The following is a 15,648-nucleotide window of genomic DNA, read 5'->3' as shown; positions in this document are numbered from 1 at the left end:
GGAGAATTGATCTTGCAATGCGGCCGCGGGCTGAAGCTCCGCGCTACGTAGTGTATCCATTAAAAGAGCGCGCGCTTTTGTCTGTCTCCTTTTTTGAGGAAACCCAGATGAACACTATAGATAAAGCAATCGTGCTAACCTTGAATCGTACTTGGCGGGCCATCGGTCAGCGTACCGTGCGGCAGGCCTTTTGCGACTTGATGAGCGGCACCGCTTTGGCGATGGATATTCGCTACGCTGTCGACGAGGACGGAGCGGCTGACTTGAGCGGCCCGGCCGATTGCGTGCCGGTCAGCTGGGAGCAATGGCTCGAGTTGCCGGTGCGGGAATTCGATTTGTCGATACAGACCCCGAAGAAGGCGCTGCGGGTGCCGACCGTGATCGTCGTGGCCAACTACTCCGGCATGCCGCTTTGGCGTCCGGGCGTGACGCGGCGCTCCATCTACGAGCGGGACGGAGGTATCTGCCAGTACACGGGTCGCCGGGTGGGTTGGTCCGAGGGAAACCTCGACCACGTCGTTCCGCGTTCCCGAGGCGGTCTCGACTCCTTCGAAAACCTCGTTTGGTCGGACAAGGGGGTGAACACCCGCAAGGCGGACCGCCTGCCGGAAGAAGCCGGCTTGCGCTTGCTGCGCAAGCCGCGGGCCCCCTTGCCGCAGCCTGTCTTCCGTCGCATCAAGGACCTGAAGCACGACGACTGGAGGTGGTTCTTGAAGTACTGAACGAGGAAAGTCGCCGGGTGGAGCGGCGGGATAGAACGCCATGTAAGGCGGGGCCGCTCCACCATTTTTCCATCCCCTTTTGCAAAGAAAACTGAATAGATAGGGAGAATCGCTCCCATGAACCATGACTAACGAAATACAGTATACGCCGCGCGCGACGCCCGCGCCTTATCGCCAGTGGGGCGAGGACTTGGAGCCGACTTCGGTGCAGCAGATGGTCAATGCCTGCAACCTGCCGATCGCGGAGCGCGGGGCCTTGATGCCGGATGCCCACTTGGGGTACGGCCTGCCGATCGGCGGGGTCCTGGCGACCCGCAACGCGGTGATTCCTTACGCGGTGGGCGTGGACATCGCCTGTCGCATGAAGCTGAGCGTCTACGATATTCCGGTGAAGCGACTGCTGCGCGACGAAGGCCGCGGCCGTTTTACGGAAGCGATTCAGGCCGAGACGAAGTTTGGCGTGGGCGCCTTCTTTCGCGACAAGCGCGAGCATGCGGTGCTGGACCGGGACTGGTCGGTATCGCCGATCACGCAGGCGTGCAAGGACAAGGCCTGGAAGCAGCTCGGGACCAGCGGCAGCGGTAACCACTTCGTGGAGTTTGGAGAAATCCAGATTCTGGATACTTCGCTCGGTTTGGAGCCCGGGACCTACGTGGCCCTGATGAGCCACAGCGGTAGCCGTGGCACGGGAGCTAACGTGGCTGCTCACTACAGCAAGCTGGCCCGGACGTTTCACCCGGAGTTGCCTAAGGAGTTGGCTCACCTGTCCTGGCTGGACCTCGATTCCGAGGCGGGGCAGGAGTACTGGGCGGCAATGGAGCTGATGGGCGAGTACGCGGCGGCGAACCATGCTTGTATCCACAAGCACATTGCGGAGAACCTAGGGCTGGAGCCGATTCTCGACGTGGAGAACCATCACAATTTCGCCTGGAAGGAAGAGCACGACGGCAAGCAAGTGGTGGTGCACCGCAAGGGCGCTACGCCGGCGGGCGAAGGTGTCCTAGGCGTGATTCCGGGATCCATGGCGAGCCCTGCCTACGTGGTGCGCGGGAAGGGGAACGCGGACTCGCTGAACTCGGCTTCGCACGGAGCGGGGCGCGTGATGAGCCGTAAGAAGGCTACGAGCAAGCTGAAGTGGAAGGACGCGAACCAGCTCTTGAAGCAGCGAGGCGTGACCCTGCTCTCGGCCGGTTTGGACGAAGTGCCTTTCGTCTACAAGGACATCGACGAAGTGATGGGGGCTCAGAGCGACTTGGTGGAATCGCTTGCCCGCTTCTTTCCCCGCTTGGTGAAGATGGCTCCGGCCGGCGAGCGTCCGGAGGATTGAGGAAAGCGTCGAGGGCGCGGTCTGCGGGCTGCGTCCTTTTTTGCGTGACTGCCCGTAAGCCTCAGGGGGAGCGGGGTTTAAGTGAGTCGATCGGCGGAACTTGGAGGAAAGGGACGCGTCGAATCCGTTCAGGCGTTCCTGCCTTGAGCGGGGCGCTTCCCAGACAACCCATTCGGTAAACTCAAACCACTACAAACATGAAAAACATACCCTGTTTGCAGGGGATGGCGTTGTCTGCTGTTCTCCCGCTTATCCCGACCTTCGACCTGTCCGCCCAAAGTTCTCCCGCGTCCCCGCCTCGGGTGGATCTTCCGCAAACGGAATCGATGGAGGTCTACGATTTGGATTCCTTTACGGTGACTGGTGAGACCGATGTGGGATACGTCGCCGTCGACGCTCTGGCGGGAGGGCGCATCAACACGCCGGTTCGTTTGACGCCGTCCGCAATGTCTTCGCTCACGAGCGACTTTTTGCAGGACGTGGCGGTGAACAATGCCCGCGACGCTTTGGCTTGGACGATCAACGTGACGCCCGCCGATCCGACGGGCGGGAAGAGCAGCCCCTTCAATGCCTGGGACTACAACTTTCGCGGAGCGGGGCAGAACCTGCAGGGCGGCAGCGGTCCGACCCGCAACTATTTCACCTTCTACCAAGTCGCCGATTCCTACAACGTGGAGCGCATGGAGTTCGACCGCGGGCCGAACGCGATCCTGTTCGGGGTCGGATCGGTTGGGGGCGTCATGAGCACGTATTCGAAAATCCCGCACATCGATAAGGATTTCTTTACGCCGACCATCCAAGCGGACGAGCATGGTTCGCTGCGGATCTCGATCGACGGCAATATGCGCATAGGCGAGGGGAACGCGATTCGCGTGAACGCGCTTCGGGATCGGAATCGAGGGTGGCGCGAAAACGACCGGAACGACACGGATGCGGTGACGATCGCCGCTAAGTTTAAGTTGAGCGACAAGAGCACGCTGCGCGGGGAGTTCGAGCACAGCGAGTCGGAGCGTACCGTGATTTCGAATACCTACAGCGAAGCGGTTTCGCTCTGGGACGGATCGACTGTATCCGAAAGCTGGGGAAACGAGCTCTCGACGGAGGATCCTCAGTTTACGGCTGGAGCGCCGGGCGTTCGCTCAATGCATCCGTGGGGTGGGGAGAACTACAATCTGTGGATAGCGGGCCAGGAAGTGCTCGGCCTGCAGGACTGGGCTCAAGGCTACAGCTCGCAAGGCACTTACCTGCCGGTCGCTCCGACGGCGACTTTTTATCCGTCGGAGATGCAGGCCAGCTGGCAGCCGGTGCCGCATCCGGATACGTCGGCAATGCCGGTATTGCCGCGTAGCGACTGGACTTTGAGCGCTGCGGATTCGGTTTCGACTCCTGAGTTCGACGTGGGAACCCTGTGGCTCGACCATCGCTTTACGGATCAGTTCGAGGTATCGCTTTCTGGATACAGGTACGAGGACAGCAATCTCGCCCAGAATTACGAGTCGGTCGCGTTCCTCGGAACGGACCTGAATCGGCAGCTGCCGAACGGCGAGGCCAACCCGAACTTCGGCAAGCGCTACGGCGACTTTTTCGCCAGCCGCCAGATGCAGGAGAGGACGGTTTCGGAAGTGCGAGCCTTGGCCACTTATCGTTTCGAGGGGCGCTGGGGCGAAATTCCCTACGAGCAGGTCTTTTCGCTGGGCGGCGGGGTGCAGGAGATCGAGTGGTCGGCCCGGCAGCGCAACGCGCAGGTGATCGACGACGACCCGGAGAATTGGAGGGAGAACATGGTATGGGTGCGCTTGTACGAGGACACGCCTAATGCGGCGGTGGCGCTGCCGGATGAGATCGATGGCCAGCCCGTCGCCTACGCTCCGCTGTCGATCGACTGGTTCGACTTTGACGAGAGCTACGAGCTGCGCAATGGAGCGTTCGTTTCTCAAACTCGCTTGTGGGAGGACCGGCTGAACGTGATGCTCGGGGCCCGCTACGACGAGTATGACTACGAGCGATTGGGAGTGCACAGCGATTCGCGGGCCAGCCACTCCGCGGACGGGACTTCGTATTCGGCTGGCGCGGTTTACTACATCGGCCCCTTTGGCGTTTTCGGAAACTTCGCTACGAACTTCGACCCGATCGGTCCCGGCAGGGCTCCGAAGCTAGACGGCACGGCCCACGAAGCGGCGGAAGGCGAAGGGGTGGATTTCGGTATCCGGATTTCCACTGCGGACCACAACTACTACGCGACGCTTAGCCGCTACGAGAGCAAGTCCGAAGGGCGCATCACGGGAGCGAAGATAGGCTTGGCTTCAATTTGGCAGCGCTACTACGACGCGACAGGCTTGGATCCAGTGGAGCGAAATATTTCCTTGAGCTTCGACGACGTGGAGTCGCTGGAGGTGAGCGGATACGAGTTCGAGGTGGTGGCCAACCCGATCGAGGGCTTGCGTCTGCAGGCGGGCTTCGCGAAGCCGGACTCGGAGATCGTAGAGGCGATGGCAGGTCAAAGGCTGTATTGGGCGAATCACTACGATACTTGGAGCTCGGCGACAGCAGGCGGGACGAGCGAGGCGTCCGAGCTGCAGACAGCCTTGCGCGACGGGCAGAACTTGCTCGACCAGAACGCGGAAGGACAGACCAAGATTGGCCTTGTCGACTACACTGCGAACGTGTTTGCCCACTACACCTTTCGCGACGGGGTCTTCGGCGGATTTTCGGTGGGCGGAGGAGCGACCTTCGTGGGAGAGCAGTACGCTGGCGAGGTGTTGGACGAAGCCCGTTACCGGGACGAGCGCGTATCTGCGAACCTCGTGTTGGCTTACGAGACGCAGCTTTGGGAAACGCCTACGCGTATCGCCCTCAACGTGGACAACGTGCTAGACGATTCCGACTATGTCGCGAGCAGTTACGATGGCGGTTGGCTGAGCGGCGGCCGGCCTATACTCAATGGCTACTACTTTCCGGCCCCGCGCACGGCTCGCTTGAGCGTGAGCATGGACTTTTAGGGGGTGGCAATTTGGGCGCTTGGCAACGCGCGTTGCCAAGCGAGCGGGTTCGTATCCGAAATCGGGTTACGTTTCGCGAGCGTCGTCCAGATTTTTCAGGTACTCGTAAGTCCACTCGATAGCGGGCGGGAGGGTATCGAAGCTGTTGATGCCGAAGTCGTTGACTGATACGGCCTTGAAGAGGGGCACGTAGTTGGCTATATTGCGTCCGTAGACGACGTTGCACCAGGAGCGGAGGAAGGGGTAGTCCTTTTGGATAGGGGGGACGACCAAAGGGTCGGTCGAGTAGCTATTGACCTTGTCGGAAATCCAGCCGGTGAAGGAGGGATCCAATTCGTAGGAGCGGTCCACGACCCTTCGGATTTCATCGAGCTGGTCCAAGCCTAGGTTGATGCCGGCGTGGCAGCGCATGAGGATGATGCGAGGCAGGAGCTCGAAGGTGGCGAAGTCCGTTTCTATGGTTTCGATGGGGGTCATCTTTCGGGATAGGGGGCGGCTGCGCTAGGCGGGTTGGAGCTCGACTCCGTCGCAGTCGGAGCAGCGGGTGGCTTGCTTTTCGTATCCACTGTGGCAGCACGGGCAGTATTGGGGACCGTCGAGCTCCTTGGGTTTGGCGAGCCAATCGCTAGGGTCGAGGCCTGCCTCGCGGAAGGCCGTGGCGAGGGCTGCTTGGGGGAAGCGGGGCTTGGGGTGGAAGTGGGCGGCTCGCCAGTGGTATTGGAGCTGCTTGAGGATAGCGGGGTTTTTGGCGTTGGCGGCGAGGGCTGCGAGAGGGCTCCAGCGGAGGGAGCCTTTGAGTAGGATCAGGTCGGCGGCTCTAGGGGCGTGCCAGGGCAAGAGGGCGGTGTAGAGGGTGGTTTTGAAGCGGTCGGCCTGCTCGCGCGGCAGGAGGCGGCGGTGCAGTCGGTGGTAGTGGATAGCGGTCGCGATCAGGCTGGCGTAGCAGTAGGCGAGGGTCCAGAGGATGCTGCGTTCGTCGTAGGTGCGCACGTAGACGGCAGGCAGAAGAGCGAAGAAGTTGAGCAGGTTTAATACGGCCAGGGCCCGCAGCGGCTGGGTGGCCTTGCGCAGGAAGCGTTGGTGGTGCCGGATGCTGGAGACGCGGGCGATGGTGGTGGCGGGTGTTTGCTCCGGCGCGTATCCAGGAGCGAGATACAGGGCGGAGGGCCAAGGGAGCAGGGGGGCGAGGAAGACGGACTTTTTGAGTCCCCAAGCGGTGGTGACGGGCTGGCGGAGCGAGCAGGCTCCGAATTTGCCGAGATGGCAAACGAGGGCCTGCGAGCCCGGCGGGGCGAATTTGACGCACTCCATCAGGTAGAAGACCACGAGGATGAAGTAGAAGGACTGTCCGTCTGTCATGGGGGTAGGGGCGGCTCGGCTTTCGCGGGCGCGAGCCGTCCTTCGTATCCAATCTTAGGATGCGTTGGTGTCTTTCGGCTGTTCGACGATTTCGCGGCCGGACATGCGGGAGAAGAACTTCTTGAGGCCGGCGCCGACGGCTACGAGTCCGATGACGATGAACTTGAGGAACTTCTTTCCGAAGGCGAGGATGCCGCCGAGGAATCCGAGCTTGGCGGCTCCGTAGACGGCTCCGCCAGCGATGAGGGCGGTGAGGCCGTATTCGGCGATCTTGTCGCCCTGGCGGTACTCGGCGTAGGACTTGCCTTCCTTGTACTGGTGGCCGAGCAGCAGCTCTTGGTAGTCGGGGAGGATCATTTGCATGTCTTCGAAATCGCAGATGAGGGTGACTTCCATGACGCCTTCGCGTCCGAGCAGCTTGGTTTCGTAGTTTACGAATTGCTGGGGGTTGTCGCCGGTGCGCAGGAGCAGTCCCCACTCCAGGTTGTTGGTGTACTCGTTGTAGCGCGGTTCCATGGCCCAGCCGTCGATGTACATGGGGGGAAGGCCTTGCTCTTGGCGGTAGCGGTTGCCGGCGGCTTGGTTTTCCTTCATCTGCTCCAAGAGCTTGTCGGCGTCGAGCTCGTCCTTTTCGTCGTCCTTGACGTAGCCGCTCGGGTCGAACTGGAAGAGCACGAGCCAGTCGAGGTCGTTGGTGGCGACCAGGCCTTCGTATTCGGAGGGGAGGTTGCCCCAGGCCTGCATGAGGCGGGCAGCGTCGGCGCCGTCGAGGTAGCGGTAGCCGCGGGGGATTTCGATGGTGGCCCATTCCTTGAGTTCGCCGGTACCTTCGTCCTTCCAGGCGAGGCTTTGCATGAAGGCGTCCCATTGGGCTTGGGCTTCGGCTTGGGCTTGCTCCGCGGCGGCGGTGGTCTCGTCTTGGGCGAAGAGCGGAGCGGCGCAGCTAGCGAGGAGGGCGAGGAGGGGGAGGAGGAGGGACTTTGCTTTCATATTGTATTTTGGTTGGACCGGTATGGGGTTAGAGGGGAGAGCCGCTTTTGAGGCGTTGGGTGGAGGAATCGATTTCGCTCCACTGGTAGAGGGAGCTTTGCTCTTTTTTGAGGGATTTCCAGAGTTGTTTGTCGTCGCGTTTCTGCAGCTCGAGGTCGCGCAGTCCGGCTGAGTCGCAGCTGAGCAGGCGGGTGTAGCCCTTGAACTGGCGAGGTCGGCCGATCAGGCGAGAGGGGCTGTCGGGCTGGGAAGCGGGGAAAGTGGCGGGGAGCTGCTTGCTTTGCAGGACCAGGAAGCTGTAAGGGAGGCTGCGTAGGTCGATCTCCATGGTTTGGGAGAAGCGGGCCCAGAAGCCTTCCGTGAAGGCCTCGATGGGGGGCTTGCCGAAGAAGTGGCACCAGTGGCGGAGGTTTTCTTCGGCGAGCATGGGGCAGGTCTCGCAGTGGGTGCAGGGCGCGGCGATTTGGAAGGCGTCGCGAAGGGCCTCCCGCTGGGCGATGAGCTTGCGGCTGGCGGTGTGGTCGCCCGGCTCCACGAAGATGACCTGGGCGGCGCCTTTGAGCTGCTGGGAGAGCTGCTGCTGGGTTTCGTAGCCGAGCTCGTTGAGGGCGTGGCTGACGAGCACGAGGGCCTTGTGGAAAGAGGAGTGGGAATCGGAGCTGGGGGCGGGAGCGATCTCGACCTTGAGCTGGGGGTAGGCCTCGCGGATGGTCTTTTGGGCGAAGCGGCAGGCGAGGGCGGAGTGGTCCCAGAGCTGGATCTCGTCGAAGGCGTCGGGGCCGTAGAAGTCGAGGACGCGCAGGGCGGCGATGCCGGAGCCGCAACCCCAGTCGTAGAGGGTGCGGGATTGGGGCTGGAAGCCGGCTTGGGCGGCCAGGGCGAGGGCGTTGTCCCATTTCCAGCCGATGCGGGCGGCGAAGGTGGCGTGGTAGTGGGCGAGGTCGTCTTCGCTTTGCCAATAGACGCCGGCGCTGGTCCCGCTGTCGAGGAAGCGGGAGCGGAGGCGTTCGAGGGTTTCCCAGTTGATTTCGGTCTCTTGCATTTGGTGGATCGTTGGCTTGGGGAGAGTGGGGAAGGCAGGTCGCGTGACAAGCTCGCTTCCGTGATTTGAAGGATCGGGGCTTGTGTTGCAGGAGGTGGGCGTCTCAATCGTTCAGGTTTTATGAAGACGATCTGGAGAGTTTCGAGTTACTTGTTTCGCTACAAGTGGATGTTTTGGGGGACGATCGCCTTGGCTATCGGGAGCACGCTCTCCTACTTGCTGGTTCCGAAGGTGGCGGGGGCGATCGTGGCTCGCCTGGAGGAGCAGGATAGCTTGGACGGGTACTGGGTTCTGGTGGGCGTACTGGTGGGCTGTTTCGCCTTGCGGGAGATTTTGAACTCCTTGCGGATCCGGGTGAACAACGTTTTGGAGCAGAAGGTGCTGATCGACCTGCGGCGCGACTTGCATGCCAAGCTTCTGGACCTGCCGGTGCGCTATTTCGATACCCGCAAGAGCGGGGACATCGCTTCGCGGGTGATCGAGGACGTGCAGAACGTGGAGCGGGTGATACTGGACGGAACGGAGCAGGGAAGCACGGCGATGCTGACCTTGCTCGGGGTGACGGGGATGATGTTCTTCTCGGAGCCGCGACTGGCGGCCCTGATGATCTTGCCGATCCCGGTGATGCTGGTTTTGTCCCGCCTGCACTTCAAGTCGCAGAGCGTGAACTGGCGCAAGGTGCGGGAGGCTTCCGGGGAGCTGAGCTCCCTCTTGATCGAAGACATCCAGGGGAATCGCTTGATCAACTCCTTTGCCTTGAAGGGGCGCGAGCGCCAGCGCTTCGACGACAAGGCCGATGAGCTGCGGCGCTATACCTTGAAGGGAATGTTCCGCTGGTCGCTGCATGGGCCGGTGAACAACTTCATCGTAAGCTTGGGCACGGTAGCGGTGATCGGCTATGGCGGTTACCTGACTTTCGCGGAGGCGGAGACCTTTACCAACAGCGACTTGGTCGAGTATTTGCTTTACTGTTACATGCTGTACGCGCCGCTGAGCTTGATCACTTCGCTCAACAATATGCTGGCGACCGGCAAGGCGTCGGCGGAGCGCGTGTTCGACTTGCTTGATTTCGATGTGGATATCCAGGATCCGGATACGCCGAAGCCGTTTCCGAAAGCTCCGCTGAAGGTGCAGTTCGATTCGGTGGACTTCAAGTACTCCGAACGCGCTACGCTGCTGAGCGACTTTTCGCTGATCATGCCGGAGGGCAAGGTTACGGCCTTGGTGGGGCATACGGGAGCGGGCAAGTCGACGGTGGCGAACTTGCTGCAGCGCTACTACGACGTGAGCGAGGGATCGGTGACGATCGGCGGGGTGGACGTGCGGGACCTGACCTTGCAGTCGCTGCGTTCGAACATCGGCATGGTTTCCCAAGATCCGTTTCTCTTCGATGGTTCGGTGCGGGACAACCTCTTGCTAGCCCGGGAGGACGCGACGGAGGAGGACCTCGTGCGCGCTCTGGAGGGAGCTTGCGCCTGGGAGTTCGTATCGAAGTTGCCCGATGGGATGGATACCTTGATTGGAGAGCGGGGGATCCGCTTGAGCATGGGCGAAAAGCAGCGCATCACCATTGCTCGCGTGATATTGAGGAATCCGCCGTTGGTCATTCTGGACGAGGCGACCTCTGCGGTGGATACCTTAACGGAGGCGAAGATCCAGGCGGCGGTCGACAATCTGGTAAAGGAGCGCACGACGCTGGTGATCGCCCACAGGCTTTCGACGGTATTGAAAGCCGACAAGATCGTGGTGCTGGATCAAGGGCGTATCATCGAAACGGGTACGCATGACGAGTTGATTCACATCGACGGCCACTACGCGAACCTTTGGAAGGTGCAGACGGACCTGATCGCGGAGTAGGAAGCCACGCGGCAGCTCGCGAGGCGCGGGCTGCCTATTTGTAGTCGATCTTTCGGTACAAGGATTCGATGCCGCTGTAGGCTCCGAAGGCGATGAGGCCGATCCCCATGGCTCCGAGCAGGTAGGGGCCGAAGGCCTGTTGGGAGAGCGTGGAAAAGACCTCCTTGAGCCCGCCCGCCTTGTCGGGATCCTGGGTGGCGGCGGCGTAGACGAACATGCCGGCGATGGTGAGGAAAGCGAATCCCCGGGCGAAGAGTCCGAAGCGGCAGATGGGGTTGAGGGTGGCCATCTTTTCGGAATCGAGGTCGAAGTGTTTTTTGTATTGTTCCTTGTAGGCCTTTATCCAGTGGGCGATTCCGGCGCCCGCGATGCAGCAGCCTAGGACTCCGACGATCCAAGGACCGCCCGGAAGGCCGAGCAGGGTTGCCACGATGCTTTCCTTTGATTTGCCTCCGGAGCTTCCGAGGTTGAGGGCGACCTTCACGGTGGTGTAGGCGAGGAAGAGGTGGGTGACGGCGCTGACGAAGAGTCCTCCGCGAACGAGGACGCCTTTGAGGTCGAGGCCGTGTTGGTCGGCGTCGAGGACGGATTGGACCAGTCGCCAGGTGGAGTAACCGACGAGCGAGGCGGCCATGATCCAGAGGATGGCGACTCCGCCGGGAGCTTGCAGAATGTTTTGGATGGCGCCTTTGGAGTCGGTTTTTTCGCCGCCTTGCCCGACGGCTTCGAGAAAGGCGAGGCCGCCGATGAGAGTGTAGAGTAGGCCGCGGGCTCCGTAGCCTGCCTTGGCGAGGGCGACGAGCCAGGTGGGAGCGCTGTTTGTTTGGGAAGAGTTGCTCATGGTCGTGGGGGGAGGGTGTCGGTCTGGGGCACGAGCACGCGGAGCTCGTGGCGTTTGAGGTCGAAGCGGGCCGGTAGCTTCAGTTCGAGGAGTTCTCCGTCGAGAGAGACTTTGGCGGAGCTTTTTCCTTTGACGGAAATTTCGACCGAGTCGGCGCTTTCCACCAGCATGTCGGGGTCTTGCTTGGTATGGCCGGTGAGGAAGCGGAAGGCCATCTTGAGGTTGGACCAGCGCGATTGGTGCTTGGAAACGTAGAGGCGGCATTTTCCGGAGGAGAGCCCTTCGCGGCGAGGGATGAAGCCGAACTCGTCTTCGTATTCGCCGGGAACGATGAGTAGTAGCCGTGTGGATACATCTTTCGTCTCGCCGGAATTTTTCTCGATCTTGATACGGAAGCGGGGCGAGCGGAAGTAGGCTGTCGCCAGTTGTCCGCTCAGCTTGCAGAATTTTATCCACCATTTGCGGCCGTGGAACTCTTCGGCTTGGTGAAGGAGCTCGGGGTAGACGCCGAGGATGGTGAGGCAGAGGCAGGTCTGTCCGTTGACCTCGAGCACGTCGATGTTGCGGTAGCGGTGGGGGTGGAGCGACTTGACGGCTTCGAGTGGATCCAAGGGGGTGCCGAGGTCGCGGGCGGCGAGGTTGAGCGTGCCGCAGGGCAGGATGCCGAGGGGGATTTCGGTATTGCGCAGTTGGGAGGCGATGGAGGTGGTGGTCCCGTCGCCGCCGCCGGCGATGATGGCGTCGCAGCGGCTTTCGATGGCGCGCTCGACGATGGAGTCGATGTCGCTTCCGTCGGTAAGGTGCAGTTCGGGCGCCCATCCGTTTGCTTTCAAGGCGCCCAGCAATTCCTGTTCGAAGTCGTCCGACCAGAGTTCGGACAAGGTGCCGGACTTCTTGTTTAGGATCACCACGCAGCGGGCGGTCTTTCGGGCGTCGGGCGTGGAGTGAGGGAGAGGGGATGCTTTAGTGGGAGCGTTCATAGGGGAGGACTTCTCTGTTGTATTGCGGGTCTTGCGCCACGGAGAGGAAAGGGGGCGAGAATCGGACTGGCGGGAGGGAAGTTCGCGGTTGCTCGCTCTCCGTTGGCTTCGCCTTGTGGTGCATTGCGCACCGCGCGAGGACGTTCGGGGTGCTTTGCGCTACGCCGAGGGCGGTTGGGAGGGTGTTTGTCCTTCTAGGCCGGACGTTTCGGTTTCGCGGCGCGGGAGGTAGAGGCGGGCAACGATCACCCAGAGGATTGCCCAAGCCGTCCCGGCGCTCCAGCCGGCAAGCACGTCGGAGGGCCAGTGCACGCCGAGGTAAAGACGGGAGAGTCCGACGAGGATGGCGAGGACGATGGAGGTGCCGATCAGGAAGGATTTGACCAGGATTTTCGGTTGGCTGCTCGCCAGCATGGCCCCGAGGCTGAGGTAGATGACAGCGGAGAGGAGCGAGTGTCCGCTGGGAAAACTGGCCGTCAGCACATGCATCTCGTGGGCGACGAGGTCGGGGCGGGCCCGGTCGTAGAAGCCTTTGAGCCCTTGGCTGAGGGCTACGCCAGAGAGGGCGCAGAGGACGAAGAGCAGGCAGGTGTGGCGTTTTCCGATAAGCAGCAGGAATACGGCGGTGCCGAGGCTGGCGATGAGCAGGACGGCGAGGCTGCCGAGGGCGGTGATGTCGCGGGCCGCTTCCTCGAACCAGATGGGGCCGATGGGATCGGCAGTGTCGTCGGCCTCGCGCAGGCTGAGCAGGATGGCTTCGTCGAACTGCTTGGTGTCCTCCTCGGCGACTTCGTCTGCGACCTCGATGAAGCCCCAGGCGCCCAGCGAGCAGAGCAGGGCGAGGAAAAGGTTCTTGTATTGTTTCGGTTGGATGCGTCGCAGTACTTTTCTCATGTTGCTAGGGAATCGTGATACGCAGGGAGCGCGCCATGGGGCGATGGCTCGCGTGAGGAATGGGGCGTTGGCGGAGGGCGAGGCATGTTTCATGCAGGGAGGATGCTGTGAAGTTGATGCATCCGTTCCTCCCGCTTGCTCTACGAGCATTTCTGTTCTTCGCCATTGGCCTGTCTTCGGGGGCATCGTTGGTGGGGCAGGAGGAGGGAGCCGCGGAGCTCTCGCCTGACGAGCAGGTATTGGAGGAATTGCAGGGGCGCTTGTCCGATGTGGCGGGCTTGGAGCGGGTGGAGGCGGATTACCAAGGCGGGATCGTCACCTTGGCGGGAACGGTGGACGACTCGTCGCTTCGCGCTACCGCCGAGGAAATCGCGGAGGCCTTGCCCACGGTCATCGACGTGAAGAACGAGTTGGTGCTGGGAGGCAAGATTCGGGATCGGGTGGGCAATGCTCTGGACCGGAGCCTCCTGAAGCTGCAGATGGCGCTGGGCTACCTTCCGCTCTTTTTGGTAGCGGTCGCCATCGTGGTCGGGTTCGGCTGGCTTGGCGGGCTCTTGGCCCGATCGGGAGTTTCGCGTCGCTTCGTCGGCGGGAACCGCTTCTTGCAGGAGATCGCGTCCCAGGGCTTGAAGCTGGGCGTGTTTCTGGTGGGGCTGGTGGTGGCTCTCGATTTGCTGGATGCGACAGCCTTGGTGGGAGCGGTCTTTGGTGCGGCCGGCGTGGCAGGGTTAGCGATCGGCTTCGCCTTTCGCGACTTGATCGAGAATTACGTGGCCAGCCTTTTGCTGAGCGTGCGGCGGCCGTTCAAGCCGAACGACCATGTGGTCATCGATGGCCAGGAAGGGCGGGTGATTAGCCTGAGCACGCGGGCGACTATCCTCATGACTCTGGATGGGAACCACTTGAGGCTGCCCAATAGCTTAGTATTCAAAAGCGTGATACTTAATTACACGACCAACAGCGAACGTCGCTTCGACTTCGTGGTCGGGGTCGGCGTGACGGAAGACTTGACCGCGGCGCAGGCGCTGGGAGTGGCAACCTTGAAGGGGATGGCGGGGGTGATGGAGGATCCGCCGCCTTGGGCTATGATCGAGTCCTTGGCCGATTCGAGTGTCAGCATCCAGTTTTTTGGTTGGGTCGACCAATCCGCTTTCAGCTATGCGAAAGTGCGCAGCGAGGCGATCCGCTTGGTGAAGGGTCGCCTGGAAGAAGCTGGCATGGATCTGCCCGAGCCGATCCACCGCGTGCGGCTGGAAAATTGGAGCGCGGCTGAGGCGCTGGCGGTTGATCCGGGGAGCGAGGCTGAGAAGTCGTCTGGCCCCAGCAAGCCTTTGCAGCAAGCGGACGTGTCGCGCGACGATGCGATCGAGCGGCAGGTCGAGGAGGAAGCCGGCAAGGTGGGCAGCCGCAACCTGTTGTTGGAAGACGCCCCGCCGGAGTAGACCGGGCGCGGGGCGAAGGGCGCGGGGCGAGATGCGGCTAGAGGAAGGCGACGCGAGCGCAGGGCGAAGGGCGCGGGGCGAGATGCGGCTAGAGGAAGGCGACGCGAGCGCAGGCTGGGATGTTGAGGCTGCGGGTGTGTGTTAGCTTTCCGGATACGGGGTCGATGCGGAAGAGTTCGCAGTTGTCGCTGTCCATGTTGGCGGCGATGAGCCAACGGCCGCTGGGGTCGATGTTGAAGTTGCGGGGTTGCACGCCACGGGTAGGTTCGTGGCCGACGGCGGTGAGTTTGCCGGTGGCGGGATCGACGGAGAAAATGGCGATGCTCTCGTGTCCCCGGTTGGAGGAGTAGACGAAGCGTCCGTCTGGGGAGACGAGGACTTCGGCGGCCCACCGGATTTCGTCGTAGTCGGCGGGCAGGGTGTCGATGACTTGGGTTTCGCTGAGGGCGCCGGTGGCGGAGTCGTAGTCGTAGACGCCGATGGTGGAGGCCATTTCGTTGAGCACGTAGACGAAGCCGCCGCTCGGGTGGAAGGCGAGGTGGCGCGGTCCGGCGCCGGGGGCGGTCTTGACATGGCCGAAGGCGGAGGGGGCGAGCTTGTGGTTGACGGTGTCGTTTTCGTAGACGTGCACGGTGTCGGTGCCGAGGTCGCTCACGAGGGCGAAGCGATTGTCAGGAGAAGTGAATACGGAATGCGGGTGCGGGGCTTCCTGGCGATCCTTGTTTGGGCCGTTGCCTTCGTAGCGTTTGAGGTCGCTGTAGGGGGCGAGGCCGCCGTCGGCTCGGACGGGGTAGGCGATGGCGTAGCTGGCGCCGTAGTTGGCAGCGAATACGTTGGCTCCGATGCGATCGACCTGCACGTGGCTGGGGGACGCGGAGGGGCAGGGTTCGGTATTGATGTGGGAGAGGGCGCCGGTTTCGAGATCGATGCGGTAGGCGGCGAGTCCGCCGTTCTGGCCTTTTTCCGCTCCTTCGACGTTGGCGAGGCTGTAGAGCACGCGCTTGGAGGGGTGGATGCTGAGGAAGGCGCAGTTTCCGGCAGGCGTGGTAGAGACGAGCTCCATGTCGCCGGACTCGAGGTCGAGGCTGTAGCAGTAGAGGCCCTTGCTGTGGGCGACGGGTTTGGTGCCAAAGTAAACGAAAGTCTTCATGGCGGGGGAGGACAACGTTTTGCGCGGGGGAGATCGATCACAAAA

Annotated in this window: 13 protein-coding genes; 5 read left to right on the top strand and 8 right to left on the bottom strand. The window is 61.9% G+C overall.

Features of this window, described 5'->3' with window-relative positions; all coding sequences use genetic code 11:
* Nucleotides 1-107 precede the first annotated feature (107 nt).
* The 3 genes from QEH57_RS21440 (at nucleotide 108) to QEH57_RS21430 (ending at nucleotide 5,048) form a co-directional block, all read left to right on the top strand.
* Nucleotides 108-722: an HNH endonuclease gene (locus QEH57_RS21440; RefSeq protein ID WP_309008841.1), complete on the top strand. Its 615-nt coding sequence runs from the start codon at nucleotides 108-110 to the stop codon at nucleotides 720-722.
* A 124-nt stretch (nucleotides 723-846) separates the two neighbouring features.
* The gene (locus QEH57_RS21435; protein ID WP_309008840.1) at nucleotides 847-2,049 is read left to right on the top strand and encodes an RtcB family protein; all 1,203 of its coding nucleotides are present in this window, start codon (nucleotides 847-849) and stop codon (nucleotides 2,047-2,049) included.
* Between the two features lie 197 nt (nucleotides 2,050-2,246).
* Nucleotides 2,247-5,048 (top strand): TonB-dependent receptor plug domain-containing protein, encoded by a 2,802-nt coding sequence (locus tag QEH57_RS21430; protein ID WP_309008839.1) that lies wholly within the window; start codon nucleotides 2,247-2,249, stop codon nucleotides 5,046-5,048.
* A gap of 66 nt (nucleotides 5,049-5,114) precedes the next feature.
* On the opposite strand, the gene QEH57_RS21425 is transcribed toward QEH57_RS21430, so the two are convergent.
* Genes QEH57_RS21425 through QEH57_RS21410 form a run of 4 tightly spaced genes read right to left on the bottom strand, consistent with a single transcriptional unit; the run spans nucleotide 5,115 to nucleotide 8,439 of the window.
* On the bottom strand, nucleotides 5,115-5,525 hold the full coding sequence (locus QEH57_RS21425; RefSeq protein ID WP_309008838.1) for a hypothetical protein: 411 nt from the start codon (nucleotides 5,523-5,525) through the stop codon (nucleotides 5,115-5,117).
* A 24-nt stretch (nucleotides 5,526-5,549) separates the two neighbouring features.
* Nucleotides 5,550-6,407 carry a hypothetical protein gene (locus QEH57_RS21420; protein ID WP_309008837.1) on the bottom strand — a complete coding sequence of 286 codons (858 nt, stop codon included), beginning with the start codon at nucleotides 6,405-6,407 and terminating at the stop codon, nucleotides 5,550-5,552.
* A 54-nt stretch (nucleotides 6,408-6,461) separates the two neighbouring features.
* Nucleotides 6,462-7,397 (bottom strand): DUF2167 domain-containing protein, encoded by a 936-nt coding sequence (locus QEH57_RS21415; protein ID WP_309008836.1) that lies wholly within the window; start codon nucleotides 7,395-7,397, stop codon nucleotides 6,462-6,464.
* Between the two features lie 28 nt (nucleotides 7,398-7,425).
* Nucleotides 7,426-8,439: a small ribosomal subunit Rsm22 family protein gene (locus QEH57_RS21410; protein WP_309008835.1), complete on the bottom strand. Its 1,014-nt coding sequence runs from the start codon at nucleotides 8,437-8,439 to the stop codon at nucleotides 7,426-7,428.
* 120 nt (nucleotides 8,440-8,559) lie between these two features.
* On the opposite strand from QEH57_RS21410, the gene QEH57_RS21405 reads away from it, so the two are divergent.
* Complete coding sequence (locus tag QEH57_RS21405) at nucleotides 8,560-10,296, top strand: ABC transporter ATP-binding protein (protein ID WP_309008834.1); 1,737 nt, start codon at nucleotides 8,560-8,562, stop codon at nucleotides 10,294-10,296.
* A 34-nt stretch (nucleotides 10,297-10,330) separates the two neighbouring features.
* Here the strand turns inward: QEH57_RS21405 and QEH57_RS21400 are convergent, their stop codons facing one another.
* The 3 genes from QEH57_RS21400 to QEH57_RS21390 form a co-directional block, all read right to left on the bottom strand.
* On the bottom strand, nucleotides 10,331-11,137 hold the full coding sequence (locus QEH57_RS21400; RefSeq protein WP_309008833.1) for a DUF1206 domain-containing protein: 807 nt from the start codon (nucleotides 11,135-11,137) through the stop codon (nucleotides 10,331-10,333).
* Nucleotides 11,134-12,117, bottom strand: coding sequence for a diacylglycerol kinase family protein (locus QEH57_RS21395; protein ID WP_309008832.1), 984 nt, complete (start codon nucleotides 12,115-12,117; stop codon nucleotides 11,134-11,136). Before QEH57_RS21395 ends, QEH57_RS21400 begins: the two co-directional genes overlap by 4 nt.
* A 159-nt stretch (nucleotides 12,118-12,276) precedes the next feature.
* Nucleotides 12,277-13,011, bottom strand: a complete 735-nt coding sequence (locus tag QEH57_RS21390; protein ID WP_309008831.1) for a phosphatase PAP2 family protein — start codon at nucleotides 13,009-13,011, stop codon at nucleotides 12,277-12,279.
* A gap of 116 nt (nucleotides 13,012-13,127) precedes the next feature.
* Here QEH57_RS21390 and QEH57_RS21385 point away from each other — a divergent pair, with 116 nt between their 5' ends.
* Nucleotides 13,128-14,453, top strand: coding sequence for a mechanosensitive ion channel family protein (locus QEH57_RS21385; RefSeq protein WP_309008830.1), 1,326 nt, complete (start codon nucleotides 13,128-13,130; stop codon nucleotides 14,451-14,453).
* An 88-nt stretch (nucleotides 14,454-14,541) separates the two neighbouring features.
* Here QEH57_RS21385 and QEH57_RS21380 read toward each other — a convergent pair whose 3' ends face one another.
* The gene (locus tag QEH57_RS21380) at nucleotides 14,542-15,603 is read right to left on the bottom strand and encodes a lactonase family protein (protein WP_309008829.1); all 1,062 of its coding nucleotides are present in this window, start codon (nucleotides 15,601-15,603) and stop codon (nucleotides 14,542-14,544) included.
* Nucleotides 15,604-15,648: the final 45 nt, after the last annotated feature.

The sequence above is a fragment of the Pelagicoccus sp. SDUM812005 genome, from assembly GCF_031127875.1.
GTDB lineage: Bacteria > Verrucomicrobiota > Verrucomicrobiia > Opitutales > Opitutaceae > Pelagicoccus.
Note: the sequence above shows the minus strand (reverse complement) of the source record. Positions and strands in the feature narration are given on the sequence as shown.

Excerpts from the sequence above, each read along its gene's own strand:
- QEH57_RS21430 (WP_309008839.1), top strand. The coding sequence starts at position 2,247 with ATGAAAAACATACCCTGTTTGCAGGGGATGGCGTTGTCTGCTGTTCTC.
- QEH57_RS21385 (WP_309008830.1), top strand. The coding sequence starts at position 13,128 with ATGCATCCGTTCCTCCCGCTTGCTCTACGAGCATTTCTGTTCTTCGCC.
- QEH57_RS21435 (WP_309008840.1), top strand. The coding sequence starts at position 847 with ATGACTAACGAAATACAGTATACGCCGCGCGCGACGCCCGCGCCTTAT.
- QEH57_RS21380 (WP_309008829.1), bottom strand. The coding sequence starts at position 15,603 with ATGAAGACTTTCGTTTACTTTGGCACCAAACCCGTCGCCCACAGCAAG.
- QEH57_RS21400 (WP_309008833.1), bottom strand. The coding sequence starts at position 11,137 with ATGAGCAACTCTTCCCAAACAAACAGCGCTCCCACCTGGCTCGTCGCC.
- QEH57_RS21425 (WP_309008838.1), bottom strand. The coding sequence starts at position 5,525 with ATGACCCCCATCGAAACCATAGAAACGGACTTCGCCACCTTCGAGCTC.
- QEH57_RS21415 (WP_309008836.1), bottom strand. The coding sequence starts at position 7,397 with ATGAAAGCAAAGTCCCTCCTCCTCCCCCTCCTCGCCCTCCTCGCTAGC.
- QEH57_RS21395 (WP_309008832.1), bottom strand. The coding sequence starts at position 12,117 with ATGAACGCTCCCACTAAAGCATCCCCTCTCCCTCACTCCACGCCCGAC.
- QEH57_RS21420 (WP_309008837.1), bottom strand. The coding sequence starts at position 6,407 with ATGACAGACGGACAGTCCTTCTACTTCATCCTCGTGGTCTTCTACCTG.
- QEH57_RS21390 (WP_309008831.1), bottom strand. The coding sequence starts at position 13,011 with ATGAGAAAAGTACTGCGACGCATCCAACCGAAACAATACAAGAACCTT.
- QEH57_RS21410 (WP_309008835.1), bottom strand. The coding sequence starts at position 8,439 with ATGCAAGAGACCGAAATCAACTGGGAAACCCTCGAACGCCTCCGCTCC.
- QEH57_RS21440 (WP_309008841.1), top strand. The coding sequence starts at position 108 with ATGAACACTATAGATAAAGCAATCGTGCTAACCTTGAATCGTACTTGG.
- QEH57_RS21405 (WP_309008834.1), top strand. The coding sequence starts at position 8,560 with ATGAAGACGATCTGGAGAGTTTCGAGTTACTTGTTTCGCTACAAGTGG.